The organism is Ramlibacter lithotrophicus (assembly GCF_012184415.1).
Lineage (GTDB): Bacteria > Pseudomonadota > Gammaproteobacteria > Burkholderiales > Burkholderiaceae_C > Ramlibacter > Ramlibacter lithotrophicus.
In genome coordinates this window covers 44,881-59,593 of record NZ_VTOX01000011.1, presented here as the reverse complement: position 1 = coordinate 59,593, position 14,713 = coordinate 44,881, and the positions used below count along the sequence as shown (strand labels likewise).

The window sequence follows — 14,713 nt, the reverse complement described above, 5'->3', positions numbered from 1 at the left end:
AATGGAAATATGGATGAATCAATTGCCGTCGAATCGCTCGCGGCCCTGGCTCAGGTCATGCGCCTGCGCGTCTTCCGGGCCCTGATCGGCGCCGCGCCGGAAGGCATGACGCCCGGCGCCCTGGCCGCGGCGCTGGATGTGCCCGCGTCGACGCTGTCATTCCACCTCAGGGAGCTGCTGCACGCCGGCCTGGTGTCGCAGGAGCGCGAAGGACGCAACCTGATCTACCGCCCGTCGCTCGCCCAGATGAACGAGTTGCTCGGCTACCTGACGGCGCACTGCTGCGAGGCCGGCGGGGGGACGTGTGAGCTGCCGGCCGCGAAGCGGACCGCGCGGCCGAAGAAGGTGGCAGCATGACGGTTCACGTCCTGATCCTGTGCACGCACAACTCGGCCCGGAGCGTGCTGGCCGAAGGCATGCTGAATCACTGGGCTGCAAGGCTGGGCAAGGACGTTCGTGCACACAGCGCCGGCAGCGCGCCGAGCGGCCGGCTCAATCCGCTTGCGCTGGAGGCGCTGCACAACGCCGGCGTGGACACTGCCGGCTATCGCAGCAAGAGCTGGGACGAGTTCACCGGCGACGGCGCGCCGCCGCTGGCTATCGTCATCACGGTCTGCGACAGCGCGGCCGCCGAGCAGTGCCCTGTGTTCTTCGGAGGCAGCGGCCGCCAGCCGTTGAAGGTGCACTGGGGCTATCCGGATCCTTCCAACGCGGACGGAGGAGACGCAGGAAAGCGGCGCGCGTTCGAACTGACGCGCCAGGCCCTCGGCTACCGGATGCTCCAACTGCTCGCCCTGCCGCTGGAGACCATGGAGCCCGCCGCGCTGCGCGAGGCGCTGGCCGAGATCGGCCGCAACTGAACAACCGAAGAATGAACACGACAACCCTTTCCGCCCCGGCCCCCACGTCGGCTTCCATGAGCGTCTTCGAGCGCTACCTCACCGTCTGGGTGTTCCTGTGCATCGTCGCCGGCATCGCGCTGGGCCAGCTCTTTCCCGCGCTGTTCCAGGCTGTCGGCCGCATGGAAGTCGCGCAGGTCAACCTGCCGGTGGGCCTGCTGATCTGGGTGATGATCGTCCCGATGCTGCTGAAGGTGGACTTCGGCGCGCTGCACCAGGTGCGCCAGCACTGGCGCGGCATCGGCGTGACGCTGTTCGTCAACTGGGCGGTCAAGCCGTTCTCGATGGCGCTGCTCGGCTGGATCTTCATCCGCCACGTGTTCGCGCCCTACCTGCCGGCCGACCAGGCGGACAGCTACGTCGCGGGACTGATCCTGCTGGCGGCCGCGCCATGCACGGCCATGGTCTTCGTCTGGAGCCGGCTGACCAACGGCCATCCGCTGTTCACCCTGTCGCAGGTGGCGCTCAACGACACCATCATGGTGTTCGCCTTCGCGCCGATCGTTGCGCTGCTGCTCGGGCTGTCTTCGATCGTCGTCCCGTGGGACACGCTGATCACGTCGGTGGTGCTGTACATCGTGATCCCCGTCATCCTGGCCCAGTGGTGGCGCAAGGCACTGCTGGCGCGCGGCCAGGCGGCGTTCGACGCCACGCTGCACCGGATCGGGCCGTGGTCGATCGCGGCCCTGCTGGCGACGCTGGTGCTGCTGTTCGCCTTCCAGGGCAAGGCGATCCTGGAGCAGCCTTTGATCATCGCCATGCTGGCGGTGCCGATCCTGATCCAGGTGTTCTTCAATTCCAGCCTCGCCTACTGGCTCAATCGCAAGCTGGGCGAGTCGCACAGCGTCGCCTGCCCGTCGGCGCTGATCGGCGCCAGCAACTTCTTCGAGCTGGCGGTGGCCGCGGCGATCAGCCTGTTCGGATTCCAGTCCGGCGCGGCGCTCGCCACCGTGGTGGGCGTGCTGATCGAAGTGCCGGTGATGCTGCTGGTGGTGCGCGTCGTCAATTCCAGCAAGGGCTGGTACGAGCGCGGGGCGGCGCGCTGAACCCGGCACCGGGTACCCGCATCAGGACGCAGGCGACCGAATGCGAACCAGCTCATCGCCACCCGAGCCAGGCGCGTCGGCGGATGGCGGCTCGTTCCCGTGCGTCGTGTCGGCCTGGACCCTGCACCAAGCCGAACTGCACGCCTACCTGCGGCACCGCCTGAGCGACCCGGCGGCTGCCGACGACGTGCTGCAGGACGTGTTCGTCAAGGCGCTGCGCCATCAGGCGGCCTTCTGTTCGCTCGAGCGCCCGCGGGCCTGGTTGTTCCAGGTGGCCCGCAACGCCATGGTCGACCGCATGCGCACCGCGCATCCCGTGGAGCCGATCGAGGATCACGCCGATCGCCTCGAGGCGCCGGGACGGCAGGCGCTGGATCCGGTCGACGCACTCGCCGCCTGCCTGGCTGGGGCGCTGGAGGTCCTGCCGGTCGAGGACGCCGCCATCCTGCGGGCTTGCGACATCGACGGCGTGCCGCAACGAGAGTTTGCCGCGGCTCACGCGCTCTCCCTGCCCGCCGCCAAGTCGCGGCTGCTGCGCGCACGCCAGCGGCTGCGCGCCGAGCTGGTGCGGGCCTGCGGCGTCCGCTTCGACGGCGAGGGCAGGGTCTGCTGCCACGCGGCTCCGTCGGACGGCCCTTCCTGGAGCGGTTCCTGAGCGCGGCCGTCGCGCGGCCGCCTGCATCCTTTTCGCCCCCGGTTCGTCTCCATGTGCATGGAGGCTGACATGACCGAACTCACAGTGGCGTGGCGCACCCGGATCCTGCCCAGGGAATCGCCGCGCGTCTTTCTCGTGCTGGCGGCCCTTGTCTGGCTCGCCGTCTACCTGACGCTGGAGCCGGCGTCCGAATGGCTCGTGGCCGCCTTGCCGGTCGACCGCACGAGCCATCTCGGCGGGGCGCTGCAATTCTTCCTCTACGACGCCCCCAAGGTGCTGCTGCTGCTCACCGGCGTGGTGTTCGTCATGGGCATGGTCAATTCCTACTTCACGCCGGAGCGCACTCGGGCACTGCTCGCGGGCCGTGCCGAAGGCGCGGCCAACGTGATGGCCGCCGGCCTTGGCATCGTGACGCCGTTCTGCTCGTGCTCGGCCGTGCCGCTGTTCATCGGGTTCGTGCAAGCGGGCGTGCCGCTGGGCGTGACGTTCTCCTTCCTCATTGCCGCGCCGATGATCAACGAGGTCGCCCTGGCCCTGCTGTTGGCGCTGTTCGGCTGGAAGATCGCTGTGCTCTACCTGGGCCTGGGCCTGGCCATCGCCGTCGTCGCCGGCTGGGTGATCGGGCGCCTGAAGATGGAACGCCACCTCGAAGACTGGGTACGCGACATGCCTCGCGTCGAGGCCGCGGTCGCTGGCCAGGCGATGACGCTGCCGCAGCGGATCGATGCCGGGTTCACGAGCGTGCGCGAGATCGTCGGCAAGGTCTGGCCTTACGTGATGGCCGGCATCGCCGTCGGTGCCGCCATCCACGGCTGGGTGCCCCAGGAGTTCATGGCCTCGTTCATGGGCAAGGACGCTTGGTGGTCGGTGCCGCTGGCGGTGGCGGTCGGCGTGCCGATGTACTCCGGCGCGGCCGGCATCATCCCGGTGGTGCAGGCGCTGCTGGTCAAGGGCGCGGCGCTGGGAACGGTGCTCGCCTTCATGATGAGCGTCATTGCGCTTTCGCTGCCGGAACTCATCATCCTGCGCAAGGTGCTCAAGGTTCGGCTGATCGCGACCTTCGTAGCCGTGGTCGCCACCGGCATCCTGGTCGTGGGCTTCGTCTTCAACGCGGTGCTGTGATGCCGCGCCGCCGATTCCCGGGCATTTCACTTTCATCCACTCTGGAGGGCTTCCATGGACATCAAGGTCTTGGGCACGGGCTGCTGCGCGACCGGCAGGAACACCGTCGCGTTGATGGAACAGATCGAACAGGTCGCCAGGGCCAAGGGCATACCCGTCACCCTCAGCAGGATCGATGAACTGCGCGACATCATGGGCTACGGCGTGATGAGCATGCCCGGCGTGGTGATCGACGGCAAGGTGGTGCATGCCGGCGGCGTGCCCAGCCGTGAGAAGATCGAGGCGTGGCTCGCGGCCTGAAGCGGCGAGCGGCCACCGTGGCCTTCGCCGCACTCGCCTGAGTCCTCCATGTGTGAACTGCTGGCCGTCTCCACCTCCCAGCCCGCGCGCCTGGCGTTTTCGCTGCACACGCTGGCCGCGCGCGGCAGCCCCACGGGCGGGACGCGCGACGGTTGGGGCGTCGCCTTCTACCAGGGCGAGGACGTCGCCCTGTATCGCGAGCCGGGCGCCGCCGGCGACAGCGCGCTGGTGACTTTCCTGGAGTCGCACGGACCGGCGACGGGACTGGCGATCTCGCACATCCGCCACGCGACGCAAGGTTCGGTGCGGCTGGCGAACACCCAGCCATTCGTGCGGCAGCTCGCCGGACGGGCCCACGTGTTCGCGCACAACGGCAACCTGCTGGGCATCGAAGCAAGGGACGCGCTCGGCGCAGGCCGCTGGCAGCCCGTAGGCGACACCGATTCCGAACGGGCGTTCTGCGCGCTGCTGGCCCGCGTCGAGCCGCTGTGGGCCGCAGCGGCCGTGCCTGCGCTGCTGGAACGCCTGCCGTTGCTGGCCGATTTCGCAGCCGACCTGCGCCGGTTGGGTCCGGCGAACTTCCTCTACTCGGACGGCGACGCGTTGTTCGCCCATGGGCACCGGCGCATCCAACCGGCGCTGGGCCGCATCGAGCCGCCCGGCCTGTGGACGCTGCAGCGGCATTGCGCCGGCGGCGACGAACCGCCCCAGTGCCAGGGCGGCGTGTCGATCATGGATGGCGATGGCGGGCGAACGGTGCAGTGCGTCGCCAGCGTGCCGCTGACGGACGAAGCCTGGCGTCCGCTGGCGGAAGGCGAGCTGCTGGCGGTGCGTGGCGGCGAACTTCTGGCAAGGCGCCTGCCGGACTGACGAAGCGAGGGAACGACGATGAAGACGGCGATCACGGTGGCGGCCATCCTGGTCCTGGCCTGTACGGGTGCGGCATCGGCGCAGGAGGCTGACTTCGACCGGTTCCTGCGGAGCTTCGACTACGAGACGCGCGCCGACATGAAGATCGACAGCAAGCGGCTGGTCACGCTGCTGGTCGAGAAGAAGGCGGTGCTGGTGGACATCCGGTTCCCCGAGGAAACGCAGGCGTGGAAGATGGGGTTCGGCCTGCACATCCCGCTGAACGCGCTGCCTGCGCGCTGGCAGGAGCTACCCAGGGACAAACTCGTGGTCGTCGCCTGCCCGCACAAGGATCGGTCGGCGCTCGCGATGGCCTACCTGCGCAGCAAGGGCTACAACGCGCGCTACCTCGCCGACGGTCTGATTGGCCTGGCGGAGCGCCTGCGCGGCGATGATGCCAAGGAGTTCCTGGAAGACATCAGGTAGCTGCCGGACGTGGCGGGCCGGGGGCCAGGCCAGCCCGCACCTGTTGCCTGCTCAGCGCGGCTGCCGGCGGGCTGATTCGGCCTGCACGAACCGCGCCGTCAGGTCGGCCAGTTCGCGGTAGAAGGAGGTCTGGGCGCGGTCCCGCACCGCCGCGGCGAAGCGCCCGATCCAGGCGCCCAGGTGGTCGCGCAGGAAGAGCCCGTGCAACTGGTTCCAGGCGCCGATCGCGACCTCGTCGCCGGCTCGCCACGCCTCGTTCTGCTTGAACGTGAGCAGGTACAGGAACTCGAGTTCCACGGCGACGTGGTCCGGCATTTCGGCCAGATCCTCATCGAGCTCGAAGCCGGCTTCGCCGTACAGGCCCTGCAAAGCCACGGTGGATTCCTGCATCACGGCGTTTTCGCCGGTGAGCCATACCGAGCCGTATGGTGCGGCCAGCGGCGACGGCGGTCCCAGGAACAGGCGGGTGTAATCGACCAGCAACTCCTGCAGGTCCTGCGCCGCGAAAGCCTCGCCGAGGCGCCGGGCGCCGGCCTCGAGCTGCGGATCGAGCCGCCGCGCCGCGGCGGCCATCGAATCGAACACCTTCTCCTCGGCGAAGGCCGCATCCGGCTCGTAGTGGCAGGCGGCGAGAAATCGGCACAGGTCTTCGCGCGCGGTCGCCTGTTCGAGGTCCAGTTCGGGCATGTTGACTCCTGCAATGAAAAAGGGGCGGCCGGAACCGCCCCATCGGTGCTGCCTCGCGCAGCTCAGGCGCGCGGGCTGTACTTGCCGATGTAGTGTACGTTCGGCTTCGTTCCTTTTTCCTCCAGGAGACGGAAACTCTTCTGGCTGGCCAGCACCTGCGAGATGCGGCTCTTCGGGTCGTCCTGGTCGCCGAAGATGCGGGCCTGCGACGGGCACACCTCCACGCAGGCGGGCTGCAGGCCGTTGAGCGTGCGGTGGTAGCAGAACGTGCACTTCTCGACCACACCGTCCTTGCGGATCGGCTGCAGGTCGCCCGCGGTCCACTGGCTCATCGCCGGCACGGGCGCGCCGGCCTTTGCCGCCGTTTCGGCCCCGGAAGCGGTGCACCCGGGAATCGCCGCCTTCTTGTCCGCCCACTCGGGCTGGGTCGGCTCGTCGTCGTAGTTGAAGCTGATGACGCTGTAGCTGCTGCCGTCCAGGCTCGGCATGCCCAGTTGCTCGCTGCTGTAAGGGCACACCTCCTGGCAGCGCTGGCAGCCGATGCACAGCGCCGGGTCGTGCATGGTGATGCCCTCGGGCGTCTTGTACATCGCCTTGTGCGGGCTCGGCTTGGCCTTGCATTCCTTCACGCAGGGCGCGTCGCTGCAGTGGTTGCACATCACCGGCATGACCTGGTGGGTGACGTTGGGAAAGCGGCCTTCCGTGCGGATCAGGAAGTCGCCCCAGTTGTAGCTCTGGCCGGAGCCGCGGGTGCGCGTGTTGTTCTCGGCCTTGCAGGCGAAGGCGCAGGCTCCGCAACCGACGCATCTCGAGAGGTCGATGACCATTCCTAGTCTTGTCATGAATCGCTCCAATGTCTGCTGGTTGCGCTGCTCATACCTTCTGGACGCGGACGCCGGTGAAGCCGCCGTTGCGCGCCGTGGAGCCGCTCAGGCGGTCGTAGTCGTCCACCAGGAGCTCGTTGTTGTTCGCGCCGTTCGGGATCGCCTTGGCGTAGTCCTTCGCCGCCACCCGCCCATAGGCCCAGTGCCCCTGGCCGTAGCACTTCGCCACGGTGCCGGGTCGCACGCCTTCCCACAGGCGCAGCTGGGTGACGATCGCCCCGGCCGGCGAGGTGATGCGCACCGTGTCGCCGCTCTTCAGGCCCAGCTTCTCGCCGTCGGCCGGGTTCATCTTGACCACGTCGTTCCACGACACGTCACCCGGATCGACCTTCTTGAACTCCTGGTACCAGGGCAGGTTGGCAGAGCGGCCCTCGCGGTTCAGCCGCGACTTGTAGTCCACGAACGCGAAGGGATAGTCCTGCACCGAGCCATGGCGCTTGGGCGCTTCGTAGTGCGGCACGAAGGCGAGTTCGCCGCGCGCCAGGTAGCCGCTCACGGCCAGGATGTCGTCGGGCGTCGTCTCGTACTTCTTCGCGTGTTCCAGCAGGCCCTTCTTCAGCGTCTCGCTGTAGAACTCGAACTTCTTGGTCGCGGTGGCGAACTTGCCGCCCCAGTTCTTCTTCAGCGGGTAGCGCGCGCCGCTGAACATCCCTTTCTTCCTGAACTCGGCCCAGCCCTTGATCGGCGCGTCGCCCGGCAGCGCTTCCTTGGCGGCCCAGATCGGCGCGCTGGACATCTTGGTGGCGATCGCGGAGAACTCCATGGCGGTGGCCGGTGCCTTGCCGGTTTCGGGATCCTTGAACTCCTTCGAGTAGTAGTCGAACAGGTTCGGGAAGCCCTTGGCCTTGAGCTTTTCGGCCAGCAGCCACATCACCTCCGTCTCTTCCTGCTTCACGTCCCACAGCCGCTTGACGGTGGGTTGCTGGATGGCCGCGTAGGCATAGCCGTTGGCCATGTTGGTGATGATCGACCAGCCTTCCGCCGAATTGAAGGTGGAGGGCAGCACGATATCGGCGAACTGGGTCATCTCCGAGGGATTCGGGACCATGTGCACGAAGAACGGCACCTTGGCCATCGCCTTGTCCCAGCGGTCCGCGCCGGTGCAGGAGAAGTTGAAGTTCGCCCACGACGCGATCATCACCTTCACGGCACCCGGGTCCTTCAGCATCCCGTTGGCGACGTTGTTGGTGACCACGCCGCTGCCGGGCCTGGCGCCCATCATTGCCGGCATGTCCTTGGCGCCCCGGCCGTCCAGCTTCTTGTTGGCGGCGGCCTTCTTGGCCTGCTCGTCGACGTACGCGTCGGCCTTGGGGAAGCTGCCGAGCTTCGGTCCCGTCGGGCTCTGCCACACGCCGCCTTCGACGTCGATGGAACCGAGCAGGCCGTTCAAGGCGTGCACGGCCATCGCGGCATACGTGCCGCGAGGGTTCATCGCGACGCCGGGGCCCATCCACACGACGGTCTTCGGGGCTGCCTTGCCCATCGTCCTGGCCACGCGCACGATCTGTGCGGCCGGCACCAGCGTTTCCTTCTCGGCCCACGCCGGCGTGCGGTCCTTCAGCTCCAGGTTCCACCACTTGACCAAGCCGTGGGTCTCTTTCTCGACGAACGCCGCTTCGTCCACCGCCTTGCCGGCGACGAACTGGTTGCGACCGTCCTTGAAGTCGCCGACGAAGTCGCGGTTCCACAGGCCCTCCGTGAGCAGCACGTGCGCCATCGCGCCGGCCAGCGCGCCGTCGGTGCCCGGATTCACCGGCAGCCACTCGTGCGCCTTGGTGCCGATGTTCGACAGCCTCGGATCGACGGCGATCACCGTGCCGCGCTTGGCGATCTCGTGGACGCGGTGAATCGCGTTCGGGACCATGCGGTTGGAGGCCAGCGGGTCGCAGCCCCAGGCCACGAGGCAGTTGGTCTTCTCCAGGTCGTAGTCGCGATAGCCGAAGAAGCCCTGCGTGAGGCCAGGTCCCATCTTCTCGGCTTCGGCGCAGATCGCGCTGTGCGAGAAGTAGTTGGGCGTGCCGAACACCTTGGGCAGCGTGCCATAGAGCAGCTCGGTGGAGGTCGACGAGTAGCGGCCGCGCAGGTAGACCAGCTTGTGCGTCTCGCCGGCCTTGCGCAGTTCGATCATCTTGTCGGCGACCGTGTCGAGCGCTTCGTCCCACGTGATCGGCACGAACTTCGGATCGATGCCGCGGCCCTTGACCGGATTGGTGCGCTTCATCGGCCCCTTGATGCGATCCGGGTCGTACATCTGCTGCGGAATCATGTGCCCGCGCGGGCAGACATAGCCGTGGTTGGACTTGCTCGCCTGGTTGCCGCGCACGCGAACCGCGCGGCCGTTCTGCGCGAAGATCTCGATGGCGCACCACTGGGTGCAGCCCTGGCAGGTGCTGGCGACCCATTCCCCTTGCGCGGGGCTGCTCGGCTTCGCCTTGTACGGCACCAGCGCGCTGTGCAGCGGCGCGCGCGGCAGCATCGCGCAGCCGGAGACTGCCAGGCCCGCCGTGGCGCCCGACGCCATGATGAAACTACGCCGTGTCAGCCTCATGTGTGCTCCTGGTAAGGATTGAAGACCCGGTCGGGCCATCAACAGGATGAGGCGTGCAGGGGCTTGCGACGGCGCAAAGCTCTCCCTGGCCGGCGAGTGCGTGACCCGCGGCTGCGATGCGTGATGATTACCGTCGAAGCAATGCGCGAAGAATCACTCGCGCCGTGTCGTGACCCTGACTGCGAACCTCCGGATTGATGGCCTTCTCTTGGTGCGCACTGTGCCGGTTCCACTGCGCAGCGCGTTGAGCGGTGTCAACGTTCTCAGGGTTTACGACAATGGTCGACCGCACTGGTCGGGCACCCCGACGCGACGCGACGCGGGCGAGGCCGCGATCGCTGCCGCGCTTGACGCGGGTCACGCCCCGACGCGCGGCCGCGGCTACGCTGCCGCCATGAAAGTCTTCGGAGTCGCCGGGCATTCCGGCATGGGCAAGACCACGCTGCTGGAGCGGCTGGTGCCCGAACTGCGTTCACGCGGTCTCTCGGTGTCCCTCATCAAGCACAGCCACAAGGACATCGAGATCGACCGGCCCGGCAAGGATTCCTACCGGCTGCGAGAGGCCGGCTGCATGGAGGTCCTGCTGCTGGGCGACAAGAGGTGGGCGCTGATGCACGAACAGCGCGGCGCGCCGGAGCCGTCGCTCGACTACCTGCTGGACCGGATGCAGGCCTGCGATCTCGTGCTGGTCGAAGGCTTCAAGGGCGACGATTTCCCGAAACTGGAAGTGTGGCGCGCCGCCGTGGGCAAACCGCTGCTGTGGCCGGCGTGGCCTGGGATCGTCGCCGTCGCGAGCGACCGGCCGTTGCCGACGGGCGCCGTGACGGGCCTGGACCTGCACGACACCGCTGCCGTCGCTGATTTCGTGGTCGCGAATGCGAAGTCCCGCGGCTGGGTAGCGCAGCGCCGCGCCGCTCACGGCCGTTCGTAGCTCTCGAACGCCCACTCCAGGCGGTGCAGCCGCGGATCGCGCGAGAAGAAGACCCCGCCTTCGCGCGACGAACCGCCGGGCAGGTATTGCAGCTCGAGTCCGCGTTCCTCGACGACGTCGGGTCCCTGCCGCAATTGCCCGGTCAGGCGCAGCGCGGCCGCCGTCGCCTGCGCCCGGTTGTGGATGCGGACGGCTACCAGCCAGCCGGCCGGCTGCCGCTCGATCGCGACCACCTGCACCTCTGGCTGCGGCAGGTCGGCCCGGCCGGTCCAGGCGTAATACGCCAGTACGCCGACGCTGGCCAGGACCAGCAGCAGGCCGGCGCCGGCCGCGACCCATTCCCAGAACGGCGGCGCGGCCTCGGGCGAACCGGCCTGCGGACGGGCCCGTTGCTGTTCGTGCTGGGTGTCTGCCATGTCCGCCTTCACAGGATGAGGCGCGCGGCCGCGGCGCCTATGCCGGCCGGAAAGCCGACCACCGCCACCGCCTTCACCGCCACCAGTAGCGACACGCCGTCGAGCCGGCCGAACGACCACAGGATGTAGGCGCCCAGCAGCAGCGCGATGGCATAGCCGGCGATGGTGAAGCGCAGGAACAGGCTCCAGGCCGGGGTCTGTTCGTGGCCGCCCGGCCGGCCGTGGAACGCCACGCCGTAGACGAACGCGTGCATCAAGGCGAGCGACAACGCCACCAGCAGCAGCGCGTGCACCTGCGTCATCCTGAAGGCCAGCGCCAGCATTTCCTCCGTGGGCGCGAGGTTGAAGGCGAGGAAGAGGGCACCCACGCCCATGATGAACAGCTCGCTCGCATACCGTGGGCCCTGCCGCCGCGCCGCACCCTCCGCCTTCTCCTCGCCGAACTGCGTCTGCGCCAGCAGCGCGCCTATGCTGGCCGGCACCGCCTGCAGCGACACCTTGCCCACGATCTCGCGCGGCGAGTCGGTCGAGTCCAGGACGCCCAGCACCAGCAGGATCAGCCCGGCTGAGCAGAAGCCGACCGCGTAGGCCACCAGCGCGTCGACCACGTCATCGCGCCAGCTGAAGGTGTCCTCGAAGCCGATGTGCCAGGACAGCGCCACCAGCACCGGGAAGAACAGCACGAGGAACAGGGCGAGCCGCCAGGTTTCCATCGAGAAGCCCAGGAACCACATCTCCATCGTCATCAGCAGCGGCAGCGCGAAGATGATCGCGCCCGCGAAGGCCCGTGCGAGGCCCCGCAGGAAGTCGATGTTGCGGCGCTGGGTGTGACTGGTCATCGATGCGGCCGCGGCGGCTGGTGCGCGGTCCGGTTCGACCGATGATCGGCCGAGTCGCGCGCGTGCCACATCGGACGGCAGGACCGGCACGTGTCGGACGCTGCCTGAAGAGCTGGCGACGGCGGATCGGAAGTCGGCGAGGCGACGGGCGTTCGTTCATGGGCAGCCCGGGACCAGGAGCACCGACATGGTCTCCCACGCGATGGCGACGAGCGCCAGCCCGCCGAGGCCGCGCGTGACCCAGCGGACGAAGCGGCGGTTCTCGCGGGCGGCATCGCGCGGTGCGACGGTCATGCAGGCCACGATCGCGGCCGCGGCGGCCAGCCCGGCCGCGAGCAGCACCCAGGTCGCGACGCTCAGCCCCAGCCACGCTGCGTTGGCGCCGGGGCGGGCGCACAGGATGCCGTTGAAGCCGTAGATGGCGACGAAGTGCAAGGCCCAGATCAGCGGGGCCGAGAACAGCAGCAGGAAGTCGTGGGTGAAGGGCGAGCTGCGCATGGCCGTCATCCCACCAGCCGCGGGAAGGAGTGCACGAGCACCAGCGCTATCAGCCCCTGCGCCACGGTGTAGTACCAGAACAGCATGGTGTTGTCGAAGGTGGCCCGGCGCTGCACGCTGACCAGGCCCGACATGGAGCGCGCGACCGTGTACAGACCCATGAAGATCATCGTCACGACGAACACGCCTTGCAGCGCGATGGTCATGAACACCACCGCGCCGTACGCGCTGTCGCGCGGGCTCAGCCCGGCGAGCAGGTGGCCGGCGATCTCGAGCCCCAGCGCGCCGCACAGCAGCAGCACGCCCAGCGTGAGCGCCACCTGCAGCCGCCATTGCCGGCTGGCGCCGTCGCTGCGCAGCCGTCGCGCCGACCACCAGACCAGTGCGGCGCTCGCCACCAGCAGCGCCGCCGAGGCCAGCGGCCAGCGCAGCGCGGGCAGCGCCCCGCCGTCCGGCCACACCTCGGGCGAGACGGTCCAGAGGTAGAGGTACGAGAACACCAGCGACGCGAAGATGGAGCCCGACACCAGGATCAGCACCACCATGGCCCACCACGAATGGGAGGCGGCCCCGTTGCAGTACACCGGCAGCGTGATGCCGCCGCCGATGTCCACCGGCGCGTGGTACGGGCCCGGATCGCTGGCCCACAGCCAGCGCAGCACCATCACGATGGCGATCGCGCCGCAAATGGCGGCTGGCCAGACCAGCTTCACCGTCAGCAGCAGGAAGAAGCCGGCCGTGCCGAGCGCCGCCACCAGCGGCGACCAGCCCGGCCCCGGCATCTGCACCAGGTATTGTGGCCGCGCGTCGAGCGCGCTGGTGACGATCGTCTCACGGCGGCCGGTCGCCGCGCCCGGCAGGTAGTAGCGTCCCGCTTCCACGTCTTCCGGCAGGCCAGGCTGGTCCCACAGCGGCTCGCGGCTGGTCACGATGGGGATGCTGCGCGTCGAGTACGTGCCGTTCGGCAGCCATTCCAGGGTGCCGGCGTTCCACACGTTCCCGGCGTTCTTCTCCTGGCTCACGCGGAAGTGCAACGCCGCGTCGACGATGAACACCAGCACGCCCGCGGCGATCACGAAGGCGCCGACCGTCGAGACCATGTTGAGCGGTCCCCAGCCGAGGTAGGCGTCGTAGGTGTAGACCCGGCGCGGCATTCCGGCCAGGCCGGTGAGGTGCATCGGGAAGAAGGCCAGGTTGAAGCCGATGAACATGAGCCAGAAGCTCCACTTGCCGAGCCGCTCCGACAGCGGCTTCGCGCTGACGTAGGGGGTCCAGTAATAGAAGGCCGCGAACAGCGGGAATACCATCCCTCCGACCAGGACGTAATGCAGGTGCGCCACGATGAAATAGCTGTCGTGGGCCTGCCAGTCGAACGGCACGACGGCCACCATCACGCCGGTCAGGCCGCCGAGCACGAACAGGAAGAAGAACCCCAGCACGAACAGCATCGGCACCTTCAGCGGGCGAAGGCGCCGGGCGGCGGCGATGGTGGCGATCCAGGCGAAGACCTGGATCGCGCTCGGGATGCTCACGGCCATGCTGGCGGCCGAGAAGAAGCTCAGCGAAAGCTGCGGGATGCCGGTCGCGAACATGTGGTGCACCCACAGCCCGAAACTGAGAAAGCCCGCGCCGATCAGCGCCAGCACCACCAGCCGGTAGCCGACCAGCGGGGTGCCGGTCATCGCCGGGATGATCATCGACACCATGCCGGCCGCGGGCAGGAAGATGATGTAGACCTCGGGATGGCCGAAAAACCAGAACAGGTGCTGCCACAGCAGCGGATCGCCGCCCTTGTCGGCGACGAAGAACGGCCAGCCGAAGGCGCGCTCGACCTCCAGCAGCATGGTGGCGAGGATGACGGCCGGGAACGCGAAGATGATCATCCCGGCGACCACCAGCATGGCCCAGGCGTACACCGGCATCTTGTCGAGCGTCATGCCCGGCGCGCGCGTGCGCAGCACGCCGACAACGATCTCGATCGCGCCCGCGATGGCGGAGATCTCGATGAAGCCTATGCCAAGCAGCCAGAAGTCCGCGTTGGTCTGCGGGTCGTAGGCGGAGCTGGTCAGCGGCGGGTACATGAACCACCCGCCGCGCGGCGCGAGGTCCCAGAAGATGGTGCCGAAGAACACCAGTCCGCCGACGGCGTAGGCCCAGAAGGCGTAGGCGCTCAGGCGCGGGAAGGGCAGGTCGCGCGCGCCCAGCATGTTGGGCAGCAGCAGCACGCCCACGGCTTCCACGACCGGCACGGCAAAAAGAAACATCATCACCGTGCCGTGCATGGTGAAGATCTGGTTGTAGCGGTCCGGCGTGAGCAGGTCGCTTTCCGGCACCGCCAGCTGCGTGCGCATCAGCAGCGCCAGCACCCCCGCCAGCAGGAAGAACAGGAAGGCCGTGCCGACGTAGAACAGCCCGATGTAGGTGTTGTTGACCGCGGTGATGAAGGCGAAGCCCGACGGCGGCTTCCACACCCGCTTCAACTCCTCGAGCTCGCCGTCCGGGCGCGGCAGCGGGTTCGGAAGCGGATCGAGGGTGCTGCCGTCTTGTGCCATG

The 14,713-nt window shown here is 68.3% G+C and carries 16 protein-coding genes; 9 read left to right on the top strand and 7 right to left on the bottom strand.

Annotated features, from left to right (window positions below; translation table 11 throughout):
* Positions 1–9 precede the first annotated feature (9 nt).
* The 8 genes from RAMLITH_RS22505 to RAMLITH_RS22470 all read left to right on the top strand — a co-directional run bounded on the left by RAMLITH_RS22505 (position 10) and on the right by RAMLITH_RS22470 (position 5,357).
* Positions 10–357 (top strand): ArsR/SmtB family transcription factor, encoded by a 348-nt coding sequence (locus RAMLITH_RS22505; RefSeq protein ID WP_168109700.1) that lies wholly within the window; start codon positions 10–12, stop codon positions 355–357.
* Positions 354–860 (top strand): arsenate reductase ArsC, encoded by a 507-nt coding sequence (locus RAMLITH_RS22500; RefSeq protein WP_168109699.1) that lies wholly within the window; start codon positions 354–356, stop codon positions 858–860. The genes RAMLITH_RS22505 and RAMLITH_RS22500 overlap by 4 nt, the downstream gene beginning before the upstream one ends.
* 11 nt (positions 861–871) lie before the next feature.
* Positions 872–1,945 (top strand): ACR3 family arsenite efflux transporter, encoded by a 1,074-nt coding sequence (gene arsB / locus RAMLITH_RS22495; RefSeq protein WP_168109698.1) that lies wholly within the window; start codon positions 872–874, stop codon positions 1,943–1,945.
* 40 nt (positions 1,946–1,985) lie between these two features.
* Positions 1,986–2,600 carry a sigma-70 family RNA polymerase sigma factor gene (locus RAMLITH_RS22490; protein WP_168109697.1) on the top strand — a complete coding sequence of 205 codons (615 nt, stop codon included), beginning with the start codon at positions 1,986–1,988 and terminating at the stop codon, positions 2,598–2,600.
* A gap of 69 nt (positions 2,601–2,669) precedes the next feature.
* Positions 2,670–3,722: a permease gene (locus RAMLITH_RS22485; RefSeq protein WP_168109696.1), complete on the top strand. Its 1,053-nt coding sequence runs from the start codon at positions 2,670–2,672 to the stop codon at positions 3,720–3,722.
* Between the two features lie 54 nt (positions 3,723–3,776).
* Positions 3,777–4,022 carry a thioredoxin family protein gene (locus RAMLITH_RS22480; protein WP_168109695.1) on the top strand — a complete coding sequence of 82 codons (246 nt, stop codon included), beginning with the start codon at positions 3,777–3,779 and terminating at the stop codon, positions 4,020–4,022.
* Positions 4,023–4,070: 48 nt separating this feature from the next.
* Complete coding sequence (locus RAMLITH_RS22475; protein WP_168109694.1) at positions 4,071–4,892, top strand: class II glutamine amidotransferase; 822 nt, start codon at positions 4,071–4,073, stop codon at positions 4,890–4,892.
* Between the two features lie 18 nt (positions 4,893–4,910).
* The gene (locus RAMLITH_RS22470; RefSeq protein ID WP_168109693.1) at positions 4,911–5,357 is read left to right on the top strand and encodes a rhodanese-like domain-containing protein; all 447 of its coding nucleotides are present in this window, start codon (positions 4,911–4,913) and stop codon (positions 5,355–5,357) included.
* A 51-nt stretch (positions 5,358–5,408) separates the two neighbouring features.
* Here RAMLITH_RS22470 and RAMLITH_RS22465 read toward each other — a convergent pair whose 3' ends face one another.
* From RAMLITH_RS22465 to RAMLITH_RS22455, 3 genes are all read right to left on the bottom strand, one after another.
* Positions 5,409–6,044, bottom strand: coding sequence for a TorD/DmsD family molecular chaperone (locus RAMLITH_RS22465; RefSeq protein ID WP_168109692.1), 636 nt, complete (start codon positions 6,042–6,044; stop codon positions 5,409–5,411).
* Positions 6,045–6,106: 62 nt separating this feature from the next.
* On the bottom strand, positions 6,107–6,886 hold the full coding sequence (locus tag RAMLITH_RS22460) for a 4Fe-4S dicluster domain-containing protein (RefSeq protein ID WP_168109691.1): 780 nt from the start codon (positions 6,884–6,886) through the stop codon (positions 6,107–6,109).
* Between the two features lie 31 nt (positions 6,887–6,917).
* Positions 6,918–9,476: a molybdopterin-dependent oxidoreductase gene (locus RAMLITH_RS22455; RefSeq protein ID WP_168109690.1), complete on the bottom strand. Its 2,559-nt coding sequence runs from the start codon at positions 9,474–9,476 to the stop codon at positions 6,918–6,920.
* A gap of 394 nt (positions 9,477–9,870) precedes the next feature.
* On the opposite strand from RAMLITH_RS22455, the gene mobB reads away from it, so the two are divergent.
* Positions 9,871–10,407 (top strand): molybdopterin-guanine dinucleotide biosynthesis protein B, encoded by a 537-nt coding sequence (gene mobB, locus RAMLITH_RS22450; protein WP_168109689.1) that lies wholly within the window; start codon positions 9,871–9,873, stop codon positions 10,405–10,407.
* Here mobB and RAMLITH_RS22445 read toward each other — a convergent pair.
* From RAMLITH_RS22445 to ctaD, 4 genes are all read right to left on the bottom strand, one after another.
* Positions 10,392–10,823: a hypothetical protein gene (locus tag RAMLITH_RS22445; protein WP_168109688.1), complete on the bottom strand. Its 432-nt coding sequence runs from the start codon at positions 10,821–10,823 to the stop codon at positions 10,392–10,394. The genes mobB and RAMLITH_RS22445 overlap by 16 nt on opposite strands.
* A gap of 8 nt (positions 10,824–10,831) precedes the next feature.
* Complete coding sequence (locus tag RAMLITH_RS22440) at positions 10,832–11,662, bottom strand: TIGR02587 family membrane protein (protein ID WP_168109687.1); 831 nt, start codon at positions 11,660–11,662, stop codon at positions 10,832–10,834.
* A 156-nt stretch (positions 11,663–11,818) separates the two neighbouring features.
* Positions 11,819–12,160, bottom strand: coding sequence for a hypothetical protein (locus RAMLITH_RS22435; RefSeq protein ID WP_168109686.1), 342 nt, complete (start codon positions 12,158–12,160; stop codon positions 11,819–11,821).
* A 5-nt stretch (positions 12,161–12,165) separates the two neighbouring features.
* Positions 12,166–14,712, bottom strand: a complete 2,547-nt coding sequence (ctaD, locus tag RAMLITH_RS22430; RefSeq protein ID WP_168109685.1) for a cytochrome c oxidase subunit I — start codon at positions 14,710–14,712, stop codon at positions 12,166–12,168.
* Position 14,713 lies beyond the last annotated feature (1 nt).